Genomic DNA, 16,010 nt, shown 5'->3' with positions numbered 1-16,010 from the left:
CATTTAATAAAAACCTACATTTAACAACAATGTCCCACCCCATACAATAAAACAAAATAATTAGGTCGGGACAGCGATAGCTTTTCCGCCAGTAAAACTCGGGTAGAGTTTTACGTAGGCGTCAAAAGCGTTAAAGGCACTTCGCCAAGAAGTGTCCTTTTTACCTCTTTTTTTGGACAAGCAAAAAAAGAGTGGGGTTCTTAAGGGGTAATACCCCTTAAATAAGGGTTGTTAAGGGAGAATCCCTTAAAGTGTTACTTCTTCCCAACCTGTTGGATACCCTGTCGGCTCCCAAACATTATTATCAACTTTTGACTTATAAACTTTTCCATTAGAAGCAATACAACACTCATCAATCATATACATACCACTTTGCCCCATAGGTGCAACATATGGTTTTGCTTTTAACGGATCTTTTGTATGACATAAACTCCACTGTGCCCTTAAATTTTCGGGGTGGTCTTTGTAAGTAGTACTGTCATATGGTTGTATAAGTTGCCAAACCTGTCCATTATCCCTTACGCACTGACCTTTTAACCAGTTTAAATATTGATGTAATTCGGGATTAAAATCGGGGATACTTTCTTCTTTATCAATTATTTGTGTCCCGTTCATTTCCGGTGCTTTCTCTTGAAATAATGTTGCTGAATTTAATCCAACTTCTCGCATTTTGCTTAATACATATTCTTTAGATTCCATAACTGTTTACCCCCTCTTTAATAGCCTTTGCCAGTTCATCGTATGTTACATAATCGTTTTCGCTTGGCTCTGGTTCGGGTTCAACTTGAGAGTCTTCCCACTGCTTTTTCTTTTCTTCATCAAGTGTCAATATTCCATTTTCAAATTTATATAAAAAACATGGTAAATTATTAAAATCTTCAACACTCAAATTAGCTTCAATACTGTTTTCAACATCACCTACAGTTGCATAAGCAACAATATATTTATTTTCATCTAAACTTATCTTCATTCTATCCACCTACCTTATTCCAAAAATTTCTCGAACATAATATTTAGTGCCACCAGTATGATTTGAACCTGATTTATGTGTTACGTTTCCAATTTGGCTAAACACAGTCAATGTAGTTTCATTTTTATTGACAAACTGACCGCTGTATGTGATTACTGTATTTGGATCGTCATTTTCAGGTACTTCGTAGCCAACAAATGCTTGCGTTTTATTGTTGGAATTATTTAGTGTCGGGTCTATTATTGTGTACATTCCCCCGCCGTACGTAAAGCCTGTTGTACCAGAGCTAACTTTAATATATAAAAATCTATAATTATACATATTGTCAGTTAACGTGATGTCGCCTGTTTTTATAGCTCCTTGAAAAAGTAATGTTCTTTTAATTTTTTTTAGCTCTGTGATATTATTTTGAATATTTAAAACTTCTTCTTTTACACTTGTAATAGTATCATTGATATTTTTCCCTTGTGCAGCACTTAATGCTTTATCTATTTCCGTACTTGTAAGATTATTAATAATTTCTGTATTATTAGCTCCATTTTCAATTCCATTTAATTTAATTTTATCAACAGAACTCATAAGTCCGTTTATTTCTGTTGTCACAGTTTCATAAGTCGTATCGGTAAACACCGCATCAGGTGGTACTGCTGTTTCAACGGTTAAGTTGTTTACTGTATCAGCATTATTTGCATTTTGTGCAATATCTACAACACCATCACTGTCTGTATCATACACACTTTTTAACATATCACCACTTCCGGCAGTAACAAGTTGTTCATCAATATAGTTTTGCAACTGACCTTCCATTTGTATCAAATTATCTTCAAAGTCCTTTTGTTCAACTTTATCATTAAACTTTTCTACAACTGTTTTATCAAGTGTTTCAAGTTTATCAAGTTTTTCAATGTATTCATCATCAACAAGGCTTTTTCCTATTTCTTTATCAACTTTTAAATCTAGATTAGCATCTACATCAGAAAATCTGTTATCAAGATGTTCGTCTACTATTTCTTCAAGGTAAGTATAATCAAAACTTCCCGTATCTCCTTTGTCGCCTTTTTCTCCTTTAAGTATAGGAGTTTCGACAATTAGTTCTATTGCCATTTTATTCCTCCTTTACATAATATATTTTTTATAATCATTTAATTATTTGTTATTTTATTCCCCATATTTCTTTAATTTCATATACAAATGTTCCACTATGCCCTGCATTACCAATATGATATAAGTTCGTAATTTCGTCTTTTACTTCCAGTTGATTTTCTGATATATATGCTATTGTCCCAAGATATGAAGTTATAGACCTTGTTTCTTCATCTCCACTTTTTAAAAAACTTGTAAAACTTTGATATCCTGTTATTTTATACAAAACAGGAACAACTGCCCAGCTTGCATAAGGAATGATACTTTCAGCTTTATTAAACCCTATCATTAAAAATCTATAGTTAGTAACATTATCTGATAAATTAATTATTCCTTTTGATATGCTACCTTTAAAAAGCTGAACTCTTTTTATATCTTCCAAATTTTTTACTTTTGATTCTAAAACATTAATATTTTCATTTAAAACTTTTCCCTGTACAGAACTTAAAGCCTTATCAGACATATCACTCTCAAGATTATCAACTACTTCTACATAATTAGCTCCACTTTGAATCCCATTAAGTTTTACTTTATCGTAAAAGCTCATAAGTCCATCAGTTTCCGTTGTAACAGTTTCATAAGTCGTGTCGGTAAATACTGCATCAGGTGGTACGGCTGTTTCAACTGTTAAGTTGTTTACCTTATCAGCATTATTGGCATTCTCTGCCTTATCAACTATGCCGTCACCATCAGTATCATATATACGCTTTAGCATATCACCACTTCCTGAAGTAACAAGCTTACCGTCAATATAGTTTTGCAATTGACTTTCCATTTGTACCAAATTATCTTCAAAGTCCTTTTGTTCAACTTTATCATTAAACTTTTCTATAACGGTTTTATCGAGCGTTTCAAGATTGTTTAACTTTTCTATATATTCGTCATCAACAAGGCTTTTTCCTACTTCTTTATCAACCTTTAATTCAAGATTAGCATTTACATCTTCAAACCTATTGTTAAGATGTTCATCTACTATCTCTTCAAGGTGAGTATAATCAAAACTTCCCGTATCACCCTTGTCGCCTTTTTCTCCCTTTAATATAGGAATATCAACAGTAATTTCTGCTGCCATATTTTCTCCTTTCTATACGTTATAAGTATTTTTGTTTACAACTTCCCCAACTTCAAAATTGCCCATACTTGTAGAATAACTGTCTCCTGTTTTATAAATAAACTTCACATCATATTCCACATCATCACCTTCTCTAAATCTCGTCATGTCTTCTTGCGTGAAAGGAACAAGAAATCCTCTTTCTTTTTCAAAATACGTTACTTCTCCCGGATATTCTTTTATTAACTGTCTTGAACCTTTCCCAAAAGAAAAAAGCACCTTAGATATAATGCTTAAATCTAAAATGCTTTTTTCGCTTACTTTAAAAAATAAATATCCGCTGTTTGAATATTTTATCTGCATAATGCCTCCTTATTATGCTTGGGATTTTCTGAATTTGAATTCTTCTCTGTTTAAATCCAAATTTCCTTTTCCCAAATACCAATCTTTTAATCCTGAAGCAATACTTAGTTTTTTACTAAGCAGAGTATCTAAAGCTTTATTTCTTGTATTCATAGTATTATATGCAAGTTCTGCAAGTTTAGAGTTTTTTGTATTATATGCTTGAGCAATTTGATTGTCAAAATTCATTTTTGCCTGTTCTGCCGTTGTTCTTGCCTGTGATATTCTGTTTTGTGCGGTTGTAAAGTTTGCACTTTTACTGCTTTCGGAAAAACCGCTTCCGCCAAGACCGGCGCTTGCCTGTTTTTCTGCATTGTATCCATAGGGATTAATGCTTTTTAAGTAATCAGCATTTGCAGCTCTTGCATCACGGAATGCATCTTTGTCTGCTTGTACTTTCTTTTGCTGATATTCTTTTACTTGTTGATTAGTATCATTCGTTATGTTTGTTTTTGCCGAATTATAATAATTATTTACAGCATCATTAGTATTTTTATAATACTTATTCGCATACGAACTTAAACCACTATATGGATTGCTTGCCATAATTTACCTCCTTTTTATATTAACTTTTTACTATACTGCTTGATGAAGTTTTTAAATACGAACTTTTAACCTTGTAAATTGATGAGGGTTTTATGTAAACACTTTTAACTTTCGCTATATTAGAAGAACTCACTTTTATATATACTTTAGGTCCCTGATTAAAAGTAAGAGTTCCGCTTTTAGATAGAGAATTACTATTTCCAATAAAAGTTGAACCGCTGTAAGTCTTTAAATAACAAGTAAATGTTATAGTCTTATCTTCCCCTAAAATATCTTCAAGTTTAGCAAGTTCACTGCTTGTAAAAGATACGGTATTCCCGCTTTTATAATTACTTACGCTCTTTGTAAATGTCTTGCATTTTATAACTAATGTATCACTAAAAGAAGAATTATATTTTGTATAACTCGCCTTAATCCCCTTATATTCATTTACTATACTTAATGAGTTTAAAACCGATATTCTCTTTATTGAAGGAAGAGTAAAGTTTTTTGAACTAATTGTCGCCGTCCCAATTGCAACACCGCTATAATGCTTAGCACTTACACTAAAATCCCCTGCACCGTTTGAGCTGTGTTTTATAGTAAAATCAGCACTCATAAGTTTACATGGATTTTTGTAAGTATCAAAATTCGTTTTAGTATTTGTTTTCTTTACTCCGTCTACTGTTATATAGCTTATATGGTCATAAAAGTTCCAGTGTCTGTAACTATCACTTCCCCTCAGCCATAATTCACAGTGTATTACAGTTTTATTTGCTTCTTTATCTTGACTTTTTACTGACCATTCCAAAGATATATAAACGTCATTATTGTTAGAATATTTTCCAGTTACTTTTCCGCTGCTTGCCATATTTTACCTCTAATATATAAACACAATAGAACCAATTGGAAGATTAGCTCCGTAGTTTGAAGTTGTAGGAACAGTCTTTGAAAAAATAATTTTTGGGGAGGTCTTTAAAGGGAAAGCAGCACTTTCACCTAAGTATATTTTAGGATAACTTTTTTCTGCTGAATCATTTATATTAACCAAATTATTGCTTATTTTATCAATAGCCGAAGTATTTTCATCAATTCCTTTTATAATTTCATCATTTACTTTAGGAAGTAAAACTGAGTTTAAATACTCTTTTATGTCTACACCAGCTTTATCAAAAGCCTGTCTTAACTCCTCACCGGAAATCATCGGTGTATCTCCAAGAGGCTCTATATTTCTTACATCTTCATCAAATCCAATCAGTTTATCCATCAACCATTCACCTACCTTTTAATATAGTTTCCTTTGTAACCTTCCAATGTGAAAGAGAAAAATCCGAAAGGTCTCGATTCTTTTTTGTCAATTGTTTCACCTTTTAGTTTTATTTGAAGTTCGTTAAATTTCTTTTGTTTCGTTTTTATTACACCATAGTTGTTATCTTGATCTATTAAAAAACTTACTGTCCTAAAATCTAAATCTATAAATGAAAATCCGGCATTTTTATATGTTGTTATATATTTATATTCTTTGCTTTTGTTGGTTCTTATATATATACCCACACTGGAATTTCCCATTACTTTAAACTTTGCTATTCCACCTCTTTTGGAAGTTGTCTTTAAATGGTTTATATCTGAAAAATTATCGGATTTTAATAAAATATAGTTTTCCATATTTTCTTCGTTGTCCTTATACAATGTTTCATCAAATACACATATATGCCCTCCGTCAGTTGCAAAATAAAGTTTATTGTCAAAAGATTTTAGATATATACCCTTATATTCGTTTCTTTGTTCATCAAATACTCTAAGCCCTTCAAAATAAAACCACTCATACTCATAACCTTTATTTACTTCAAAAGTCTTTCTGCTGTCTGCAAGATACATATTTCCGTTTATAAGAATACATAAATACCCTTTGTATATATCCATAGATGCATCAAGGTATTTATCTTCATTTGTCATTTTAGGATTAACAAGGCTGGACCTTTCGCATACAAAGTCCGAAGCATAAATATCGCTGTTTAAGTCTGAATATTTAAGCCCATACATTCCTTCTTTTGTTAAAAAACATACGTCATCTTTAAAGTTAATGCTGCATCCAAAACTTCCAAAACTGCTTTTGCCCTGTTTTACGGGATAAGTTTTATAGTATTTTGTTTCCGATTTACCTAAAGTATTTGTTATTGTTATCTGCTCTGTGTCAGGCTTATGATAAAACAAATTATTGCCGCCCTCTTTTGATTCCTTAAATACCCAAAGAACATTACCTGCAACTGTAATAGAAGTTATATCTTCATTATCACTTCCATCCTGATAATAATTAAGGTCAGAGATGTATTCAGGGTCGTTTAGTTCGCTGTAAAAAAGTCCATTTTTATATGTTTTACTACCGCTGAAAAATACTCTGTTATCAAAAACCGCATTAATTTTACAATTGTTTATTCTGTCAGCGTACCCGTCCACTTCTTTATAAAACATTATCACTACATTATCCTGACCGAGAGTTGCAGCCATTGGAGGGGCTACATTAAAGGTTATTGTTCCTTTTTTTATGTCAATTCCGTCTTCTGCTAATTTAAATGTATCGGTCTTTGTAGTTACTTCACCACTTTCAGAATCTTTCACATCATAGGTAAGACTTGTTCCGTTTTTTAAATCAATATAAGTATCATTTATCCATACCTTTAGATATTTAATATCGCTATTTGTAAGGTCCGTAGTATCAAGAGCATAAATTTTTGTTTTATTATCTCCGCTAAAAGAATTTTTTCTAAAGCCCGTAAGAACATTTACTCCTTGATAACTTTCTCCCCCTCCGTCCGGAAGTCTTGAAATTGAAGTTGTAGGGATGAAAGGAATATCAAAACTACTTTCAGAATTTTCACTGTCAATTTTAAGAACCTGTTCGTTTATCCTTTCTTTATTAGCTACTTCAATAAGTTTTTCTCCGTCAAATCTGTAATAAGTTAATCCGTCATTTATGTATAATTTTTCGTTATACATAAAACTCATTGACTTACATTCGTTCATTTTATCCGAAAGTAAAACAGTGTTTTCTAAATTTATTTGACTAGGAAACTCTTTATATAGATATAAAAATTTTCCTATATGCACTAATGCAAGATTATCCGAAAGAGTCGTATAGATATGTATACCGTATATTCTCTTGTTTAAATCATTATCTATTAAGGAAGAAAAATCGGCGATTAACTTATAACCTTCTCTTGTAACCACACACTGAGAATCATCAAGATAATCTTTCCACATATTTACCATCATTGGAGAGCGATTGTCGCTAACGTTTCTTGCCTCCCTTGAAAAATCCACTCCTTTTATGTTCTTATAGGTTCTTTTTATGGTTTCTGCTTTAGCCATTATAAACCTCCGCCGTAAATTTTTACGGGTCTTACTATTCCCATCACACCGTTTTTCGTTATATCAAGAGCCGATATAACTTTTGCTGCTTTTTGGTCAAAGGCTGTATAATCTGCTCCAACATCCGTTTTTAAAACATCACTTGCAACATGATAACAAAGAACAATAACCGAATTTACATCAAGGTCAAGTTCCGTTTCATCCAGCTTCTCATTTGGTATTTCGCTTAAATCTTCGCAGTAAGGCTTATACTGTGCTTCAATAAGTCCTTCGTAATTATTTTTAATATATAACTTTTTATTTAAGAAATAATAATCTATATCTTTATAATCTGACTTTATTACCCTTATTCCAAGAAACTTGGCACAAAGTGAACCAAGAGAATAGGGCTTATATTCATCTCTTGACATTTCATTATCAATTTTAACTTCGATTTTCTTTGCTTTTATATTTTCGCTTTGATTAAATAACATTTGATAATGAATGTTTATAAGAGGAATAAGTCTTTTGTTTATATCTTCATCATCGGAAGTATATAAATCATTTGTAGAGTATTCTTCAATTATCGCAAGAATATATCTTTTTATCTCTTTTATACTTCTTATACTCATTATTTACCTCCTTTCTCTCTAAGGGGCTTTGCCCCTTAAAAACCCCACGACTTTTTTACACGCCTAAAAAAGTCGAATAAAAGGGCGCCACTCGCCGTGGAGGCTTATAACGTGGTCGGATTTTCTAAAAATCTCTGCCCGAGATTTTTGAAACGACCACTACCACCACCCTACCTTATTATTGGTCAGAGTAGTATTTAACCATATTCCCATTAATTTTGGTTTGGGGTTATAGTTAAATGGGAGGGGTAGCATTCCAGCTCTAAAAATACGGGTAGTATTTTTAGTAAGCTTTGGAATGCGTTTAAGCCCTCATGGCGTTTGAGTGAAAGCCTTTTTTCCATATTTTTGGGCTTCGGCAAAAATATGGTCGGGTTGTTAAGGGTTGAAAACCCTTAAGTTTGGGGGTTTTAAGGGGGGACTCCCCTTAAGGTAACTCTATTACCCCAATAGAAACAGTTCCTGTTACAGTAACTTTAACTTTTCCTTTGTTTACTTTTACGTCTTTGTATTTACCGCTTTCGATTACAAGTGTTCTCATTTCTCCGTTTGGAATATCAAACTCAAATTCTGCCGCTTCTACTCCTTGAATACCATTGCCACAGTGTACTTTTACTTTTGCACCTTCTGAAGACGCTGAAAAAATCATAAGTGTTTTATCATCGCATCCGTCAAAATCGATTAACGCTCCGTCTGTTGTGTCAATTGGTGTTAACTCAGGATATTCTCCAGGAGTGTTTCTTTTTATTTTTATTCTTTCAATATTTGTTACTGACATATTTTATTCTCCCTTCTTACTCTGCTTCGTGAGCTTTTATTGTATATAATTCTTTTGGTCTTACTGTTTTTGTTCCATAAACAAGTAACCCTTTTACAGCGTCCATAAATCTCTTTTCAGGTCTGAATGGTTCAACATTATCAATCTGTTTTCCTGCTGCAATGGCTCTGTTTGTTCTAATCATTAAGTAATCATCTTTTCCGTCGTTGTATAAGTTGTTACTCATTTTTACGTAAGCATTTTTGTATTTACCAAGAATACCTTCTTCGATTAGTTTGTCGTTTCTTGTTTTTAGTTCAATAATCTTGTTTTCAAAGATATCATAAGCCCATGGAGTTAGCTCGATTACTACTCTTTGTGTCATAGGAACTCCGTTATCTCTTAACCATACAAGACCTTTGTCTACTAATTTTTTCATATCATCTTCTGTTGATACAGCTGTTGACGCTGAAAATTTACCTGCATTTTTTGCTTCTAAGGCAATGTCATATTCATATGCTTCAGTTAGCCCTGCTGTTGCTTCAGCTCTAAGAGATGACATTAAGCCCTTTCTTGATTGTGCTTTGTCAATGTCATCAACTCCAAAGTTGAAATATTTTGCCTTGTCGATGTCTAGATAAATGCTTGTATCTTTTACATCTTCAGGATCGTGAATGTCGCTTCCGTCATAATCTCCGATTGTTGGTCTTGCAACTCCCAGAATTTTTACCTTTCCTGCTTGTTTAATGTCTCCATCAAAATCATGACAACAGTCTTTGTCTAGTACTGCCATTTTTTCCAAATCTCTTAGTATGTTTGCACTCCATACTGTCGCTTTAAAATTGTTATAACTCATATTTTCCTCTCTTTCTTTTATTAAAAAAGAAGTAACTTATGTTACTTCCCTCATTTTTAGATATTTTGATAAACATTTTCCCTTTCCCTCCCATGATTTCTCTTTATCCTGTATTTATCAAATATATCTTAATTGTTTTTAATAATTTATGTTTTAAATTTTTACTTTTCTTAAACTTAACTCCTCATACCTTCATCCCACACCTAACCTCGTTTATGGAAAAGTAACTTTGATATAATAAAATTTACCCTCAACTAAAAAACCATGAAACACAAAACCTGCATTTCATCCCCACACCAAACTCCCTAAATAAACCTAATTCAAAGTGAAACTCCCCATTTCATCACCATGCCCCACACCCTACATAAAACACATTCAAAGTGAAACTTCCCATTTCATCACCATGTCCCACTCCCTACATAAAACACATTCAAAGTGAAACTCCCCATTTCATCACCATGTCCAACACACTCACCTAAAAATTATTCAAAGTATAAATTTGATTTTATTACATTGTCCCACCCTTTAACATAAACATCATTTAACATAAAACCTATAACTAAACCGGTCGGGGTGGCGGTAGTGGTCGTTTCAAAAATCTCGGGTAGAGATTTTTAGAAAATTCGACCACGTTATAAGCCTTCACGGCGTTTGAGTGAAAGCATTTTGTCCAGTATTTTTTGCTTAGGAAAAATACTGGTCGCTCTTTAGAGCGAAACCTTAAACTTACCATCTCTCAATAGACCTATTCACAATATCAAGTAACTTCGGATTTCTCTTAAAGTCCTCAACCGTAAAATCGTCCACTTCATCGGCAGTGTAATAATCCTTAATACCTCCGGGCTTTTTATTATCTTTAAGACTTCCCGCAGGAGAATAAGTGTTTTTTTCATTATTAAGCACACGGCTTTCATAAACATTGTAGACATCCATTAATGGAACATCATCTCTGAAATATTTGGCAAAGTTTATAAAATCATCACTTCTAAGTACGCTTGGATCTTTACCAATATTTCTAAGTTCATTTTCATTTGTTCTAAGGGATAACTCACTTGAAAGCCTGTTTAAAAGAACTTCCGATGTAGTATCCAAATTATTTGAATGTAGAAGTTCATTTAATACTTCGTTCATATCTTCATCTCCTAAAGATATGATTTCATCAGCATAATAATTTCCAAGCTTTGTCTGGCTTAAAGTGTCGTTGTTAGAATGTGTGATCTCTTCATCCATAAAGTTTTCCATATCAGAAAACTCATCAGCTTTTTGTTCATAATCTTCTTCGTAATCTTCATATGGCTCTTCATCAAAATAAGTATCTTCCTCTTGTTCCCGCTCGTCATCATAATATTCTTTTTCGGTACTTAAGCCCTCATCATACTCAGATGAATCGTAACCATATGAATCGTCATAACTATCATAGTAATCTTCTTGATTTAAATCATCTTGTGAAAATGATTGTCCTTCGTAATTTTCTTCCATATCATTTCCTCCTTTTCTTTTGTCCGGACTTTTACCTTTAACGCAGGTAAGGCGCATAATTTATAGTCTTATGAAGACTTGACACTTTAAGCATTCCCACCCAAAACCACCCATAAAAAAAAAGACACTTTTTTAAGTGCCTTTAAAGTTTTAAGATAAAATGAAATTACCCTCAAAACATTTTATTTATTTTTCCATAATATATAATAACATAACTTTTCAAAGTTTTAATCCCAACATATTCCCATATTTTTAAACTATATTTATAATTATTTTGTTAGGATATTCTTGTTTAAAATTTATTACAAAATATTCAATATTTTTCTTAATTCATAATATATTTTTACTTATATAGTATTATTTCTAAAATAAATTACAATATAATAAAATTTATTACGTATTATTTAATATTAAAATATATAATATTAATGCTACTACATTTTCCCAAACTATAAATAACAAACCATAAAAAGCGAAACATTCCATTTTATTACCATGCTCTTTTTCATAACATAAAGTCAATAAATAGGCGGGACGGCGGTAGCATCGGTTCATGAGAAAATCGGGTAGATTTTCCATGAAATCCCGATGCGTTAAAGCCCCCACGGCGAGTGGCGCCCTTTTATTCGACTTTTTTAGGCGAGTAAAAAAGTCGTGGGGTTTTTAAGGGGTAAAACCCCTTAATATAGGGTTGTTAAGGGCAGACAGCCCTTAAATAAGGGGTTTAATGGGCAAAGCCCCTTATATAACCTTGATTTCCCCACCAAAATCACCGCCGCTTTTACCGGGCATTTCGGCTTTAAAGTGGAAAGTTCTCGGTTTAACTATTTTCTTTTTAACCATTTCCTGTTGTTCTCTTATGTGATAAGTAATAGCAAGCCCCATAACCAAATCATCATGAGCATTGGCTGCCGCCTCAGGTCTTCCTTTTTCATTCCTTACAAACGAAAGCATCTCTTCTAAAGTAGCCTTATCAACTATTTTTTCTCCCTCTTCACGCACTATCTTTATTAGATTTGCTATTATTATCGGTCTTGTTATCCTTGTTGTTACAAAACCAAAGGAACTTATCATTCTTCCAGTATATGTATCTTCCCTTTTCCTTACATAAAGTTTAGGATAATCAAGCCTTTCAAGTTCCTTGTTTGGATAGGTTGAAAAGTTTGTTTCAATCCCTATAAGCGCATCATTATAATACTTTCCAAGACAGTAAACCTGCCTTGCATATAAATCTTCATCAAACTTGTTTTTTAAAACAGCAACTTGATTTCCGGTAATATTATCTATTACGTGTGCCGTAAAATTATCGCTGCCTTCTCCTGCCGTATCTCCTCCAAGAACATAAAAAGAGCTTTTATCCACATCTTCGTAAATGTTTATAAAGCCATTTCCATCTTCTATAAATTCTATGTTTTTTATTTCTTTTCCGTCATAATCATATTTAAAATAACCTGTCTTTATGGGTTTTATATTCTTCTTTAACTGCCTTGTTACTATGGATACATCGAATACACTATCCCCCAAAACGCCCCACATTCCAAGACAGTACACATTGTAATAATATATATCCGTATCCTTGTAGCTTTCGAGTTCCTTTTTGTATTCATCATCTATAAAATGATTGTCTTTATAGGTAGTATGAAGATAAGTTGCTCTTCCGGTATCTATAAGAGAAGTCTTAATCCAGTGGTTTATGTCTATGGGATTTAAACTCATTACTATCTGCTTCTTTGTTTTACCACCCCTTAAACGAACATTAAGCTGTTTGTAGTCGTCTTCCTCTGCCTCACTGGCTTCTTCTATCCATACATCCGTTAATTCACCACTTTCAAAGGTTGTTGATTTTATCTTTTCTACATCATCAAGTCCTTTAAATATAATCTGGTTTAAATTCACCTTACAGGTAATTGTAAAATCGCTTTTGTTTATCAAAAATAAATCCCTAAGGTTCCACTTGTTTATTATCTGTTTAAAAAGTGCAAAGGTGGAAGTTCTGTTTGTGTTTCCGGTCTTTCTTACAACAAGTATATTGCAAAGATTGTTTTTCAGAATCTTATAAATATATCTTTGAACAACAAAAACACTCTTTCCACTCCCCGCTCCACCGTAGAATATAAGTAACCTGTCATCATTATCCAAATATGGTATATAAACCTCGTTAAATACCTTTTTAGATATTTCAATACTGTAACACTCATCATTTACTTTTTCTTTAAATGGACTTTCCATATTTTCAAGTTCACTGTTTCTGATTTCTTCTTTTAATTTTTCTATACTGTCCTTTCTTTTTTTATCTTTCAAAATAAACATCTCCTCCTTTATTATTAATTTATAAAAAAAGACACCCCTCGGTGTCTTTTCTATTCTTAATCTATTTATCTATTCTATCCCCATTAACTTCATTGTCTCTTCAAGATCAACCCCATCAGGCAGCTTCGTCCTGTCCATTTCTTCTACAAGTCCGCCAAGCATTACATTTAAGAAATCAAGGTTATCTTTTTGTTCTGGTAGTTTGCTAATAACAACACTATAGTCACCTCTGCCAATATCAACATCATCCTGCTTTTTGTATACATACATTACAGTTTTTTCTTTATTGTCTATTATTTTATTACCTTCATGTTCAAGTTGCTTTGCAAAGTATTTTTGTATTTCTTCTTTACTTATGTTTTTATTTTGTTCTATATACTTATTTGTTGCCATAACCGCATTTTTATAAGCTTCAGCATAATTATAAGAAGTAACCTTTATTTTTACTTTAAAATATCTATTTTTTTGCTCTAATATACTTCCTTGATTTATTAATTCAAAACATTCTTCTTCCTCAATAATATTATATTCAATGTTTTTATTTACTTTTTTTATTACATATACCTCTTTTGGATACATCAACATAATCATATTTTTATATTCAACTACATCTTCATCTTTTGAGGTTAAATACTCATAGCACTTATTTTTTAAATCATTTGTAGGAATTTTATCATACATATAGAAAAATAATAATAATAAGATTAATATAATAAAAAAACATATATTAAAAATTATTGTTTTTATTTTATTAAAATTATATTGACTTTTATTATACATAACATATTCCTTTCTTTATCATTATATATTTTATTATACTATTATCATTCTTTATGTATAATTATCTCTTCAAGGTCAACCCCCTCAGGCAGCTTCGTCCTGTCCATTTCTTCAACAAGTCCGCCAAGCATTGCGTTTACTAAGTCCATATTGTTCTTTTGCTCAGGAAGAGGATAAATAATATAAGTTTTTATTTCCATTCTCGAACCGCCAACCTCATGTTCCTTACTACATCTATATACAATATTTGTAGTCATCTGTTTGTTTTTTATAATTAGCTGTCCTTCTTTTTCTAACTGTTCATAAAAATATTTTTGTATTGCTTCACGGTTTAAAGAATTATTTTTATTTATAAATTCATTTGTTTTTAAAACTGCATTCTTATATGCGTTTGCATAATTATAGCTTTTTACATTTATACTAACTTTTACATAAAATGACATATAAGATATATCCATAGAATTACTATCAATAACTTCTCTATCTGTAATTGTATATGTAATATTATTCTTAATGAACTTTTCTATATCCTCTTCATTTGGATACATTATCTTTAATATTTTTAAATAATTATCATTAACATTATTACATTCTTCTAAATAGATACTGCTTTTTTTATTCAAATCGTTTATAAGATATTCCTCTTCGCTTGGATTTAAAATAACAAATAATACTATGGCAACAATAAAAAAAAGTATAATTTTTATTGCTTTTTTTAATTTTTTATTGCTTTTGTAACTCATCAATTTTCCCTTTAAATTTATAAATTTATTTTAATAAATATTTTATATATCAATTTAACCTACTTTATATCTAAATATAACACAATATAATAATATTTTATATATTCAAATTCTATAATATAATATTTATTAGTTACACAATAAAAATTCTTAATATTCATTTTCACAAACAAAAAAAGACACCCCTCGGTGTCTTTTTATTCTTAATCTATTAATCTATTCTACCCCCATTAACTGCAAAGTCTCTTCAAGGTCAACCCCCTTAGGTAGCTTCGTCCTGTCCATTTCTTCAACTAAACCGCCAAGCATTGCGTTTAAGAAATCAAGATTATCTTTTTGCCCTGGTAATTCCATTATTTTATCCATAAATTGACTCCCTCTACTACTACTATATCTAATATCGTCCTGTTTTTTGTATACATACATTACAGTCTTATCTTTATTGTCTATTATTTTCCTACCCTCATATTCAAGTCGCTTACCAAAGTATTTTTGTATTTCTTCTTTACTTATGTTTTTATTTTGTTCTATATACTTATTTGTTGCCATAACCGCATTTTTATAGGCATCAGCATAATTATATGAAGTTACTTTTATCTTTACTTTGTAGTATGTATTCTCATATTCGTCAGCACCTATAATAGTATACTCAACCTTTTTTTCTGTTTCTTCTTTTTTTTCAACAATTTCATAATCTATTTTTTTATTTACATATTTAATACCATATGTTGGTTTTGAATACATTATCTCTAAAACCATTTTATAATCTTTCGCGCTATTATCTTCTGCATTTATATATTCATCAAATTTTCTACTTAAATCCCCTTGTACAGAATTGTCATAAAAATTTAGAAATAAAATTACTACAAGAATTAAAAATATTGGTGTATACATAGCTAATGAATACAATATTCCCTTTTTTTTCATAAAATCACCTACAATATAACTATTAATTTAATTATAACACATTATTCTTTAATATAAGCTATATTGATATTATTTAAACATAACAAC

Annotated in this window: 17 protein-coding genes; all 17 read right to left on the bottom strand. The window is 31.3% G+C overall.

What is annotated here, in order from left to right; all coding sequences use genetic code 11:
- Positions 1-246: 246 nt before the first annotated feature.
- The 17 genes from V2W16_RS01250 to V2W16_RS01170 all read right to left on the bottom strand — a co-directional run bounded on the left by V2W16_RS01250 (position 247) and on the right by V2W16_RS01170 (position 15,923).
- Entirely contained in the window at positions 247-699 is a 453-nt protein-coding gene (locus V2W16_RS01250) for a hypothetical protein (protein WP_329380184.1), read from the bottom strand.
- On the bottom strand, positions 689-970 hold the full coding sequence (locus V2W16_RS01245) for a DUF2977 domain-containing protein (protein ID WP_329380181.1): 282 nt from the start codon (positions 968-970) through the stop codon (positions 689-691). Before V2W16_RS01245 ends, V2W16_RS01250 begins: the two co-directional genes overlap by 11 nt.
- A gap of 9 nt (positions 971-979) precedes the next feature.
- Positions 980-2,074: a hypothetical protein gene (locus V2W16_RS01240; protein WP_329380178.1), complete on the bottom strand. Its 1,095-nt coding sequence runs from the start codon at positions 2,072-2,074 to the stop codon at positions 980-982.
- 49 nt (positions 2,075-2,123) lie between these two features.
- The gene (locus tag V2W16_RS01235; protein ID WP_329380175.1) at positions 2,124-3,185 is read right to left on the bottom strand and encodes a hypothetical protein; all 1,062 of its coding nucleotides are present in this window, start codon (positions 3,183-3,185) and stop codon (positions 2,124-2,126) included.
- A gap of 12 nt (positions 3,186-3,197) precedes the next feature.
- A complete protein-coding gene (locus tag V2W16_RS01230) occupies positions 3,198-3,527 on the bottom strand; it encodes a hypothetical protein (RefSeq protein ID WP_329380172.1) in 330 nt (109 codons plus the stop codon).
- Between the two features lie 12 nt (positions 3,528-3,539).
- The gene (locus V2W16_RS01225; RefSeq protein WP_329380169.1) at positions 3,540-4,112 is read right to left on the bottom strand and encodes a hypothetical protein; all 573 of its coding nucleotides are present in this window, start codon (positions 4,110-4,112) and stop codon (positions 3,540-3,542) included.
- Positions 4,113-4,131: 19 nt separating this feature from the next.
- Entirely contained in the window at positions 4,132-4,962 is an 831-nt protein-coding gene (locus V2W16_RS01220) for a hypothetical protein (protein WP_329380166.1), read from the bottom strand.
- Positions 4,963-4,971: 9 nt separating this feature from the next.
- The gene (locus V2W16_RS01215) at positions 4,972-5,358 is read right to left on the bottom strand and encodes a hypothetical protein (protein ID WP_329380163.1); all 387 of its coding nucleotides are present in this window, start codon (positions 5,356-5,358) and stop codon (positions 4,972-4,974) included.
- Between the two features lie 11 nt (positions 5,359-5,369).
- A complete protein-coding gene (locus tag V2W16_RS01210) occupies positions 5,370-7,460 on the bottom strand; it encodes a hypothetical protein (RefSeq protein WP_329380160.1) in 2,091 nt (696 codons plus the stop codon).
- Positions 7,460-8,071 carry a hypothetical protein gene (locus V2W16_RS01205; protein ID WP_329380157.1) on the bottom strand — a complete coding sequence of 204 codons (612 nt, stop codon included), beginning with the start codon at positions 8,069-8,071 and terminating at the stop codon, positions 7,460-7,462. Before V2W16_RS01205 ends, V2W16_RS01210 begins: the two co-directional genes overlap by 1 nt.
- A 427-nt stretch (positions 8,072-8,498) precedes the next feature.
- The gene (locus V2W16_RS01200) at positions 8,499-8,849 is read right to left on the bottom strand and encodes a hypothetical protein (RefSeq protein WP_329380154.1); all 351 of its coding nucleotides are present in this window, start codon (positions 8,847-8,849) and stop codon (positions 8,499-8,501) included.
- 16 nt (positions 8,850-8,865) lie between these two features.
- Complete coding sequence (locus tag V2W16_RS01195; protein WP_253229336.1) at positions 8,866-9,684, bottom strand: hypothetical protein; 819 nt, start codon at positions 9,682-9,684, stop codon at positions 8,866-8,868.
- Between the two features lie 726 nt (positions 9,685-10,410).
- On the bottom strand, positions 10,411-11,163 hold the full coding sequence (locus tag V2W16_RS01190) for a hypothetical protein (RefSeq protein WP_329380150.1): 753 nt from the start codon (positions 11,161-11,163) through the stop codon (positions 10,411-10,413).
- A 741-nt stretch (positions 11,164-11,904) separates the two neighbouring features.
- Positions 11,905-13,464, bottom strand: coding sequence for a PBSX family phage terminase large subunit (locus V2W16_RS01185; RefSeq protein WP_329380147.1), 1,560 nt, complete (start codon positions 13,462-13,464; stop codon positions 11,905-11,907).
- Positions 13,465-13,542: 78 nt separating this feature from the next.
- Positions 13,543-14,154, bottom strand: coding sequence for a hypothetical protein (locus V2W16_RS01180; protein WP_329380144.1), 612 nt, complete (start codon positions 14,152-14,154; stop codon positions 13,543-13,545).
- 143 nt (positions 14,155-14,297) lie between these two features.
- Entirely contained in the window at positions 14,298-14,996 is a 699-nt protein-coding gene (locus V2W16_RS01175; RefSeq protein ID WP_329380141.1) for a hypothetical protein, read from the bottom strand.
- Between the two features lie 216 nt (positions 14,997-15,212).
- Positions 15,213-15,923 carry a hypothetical protein gene (locus V2W16_RS01170; protein WP_329380138.1) on the bottom strand — a complete coding sequence of 237 codons (711 nt, stop codon included), beginning with the start codon at positions 15,921-15,923 and terminating at the stop codon, positions 15,213-15,215.
- Positions 15,924-16,010 lie beyond the last annotated feature (87 nt).

This window comes from Anaerofustis butyriciformans, assembly GCF_036289385.1.
Taxonomy (GTDB): Bacteria; Bacillota; Clostridia; order Eubacteriales; family Anaerofustaceae; genus Anaerofustis; species Anaerofustis butyriciformans.
The sequence above is the reverse complement of the archived record's forward strand: the minus strand, read 5'-3'. Positions and strand labels throughout refer to the sequence as shown.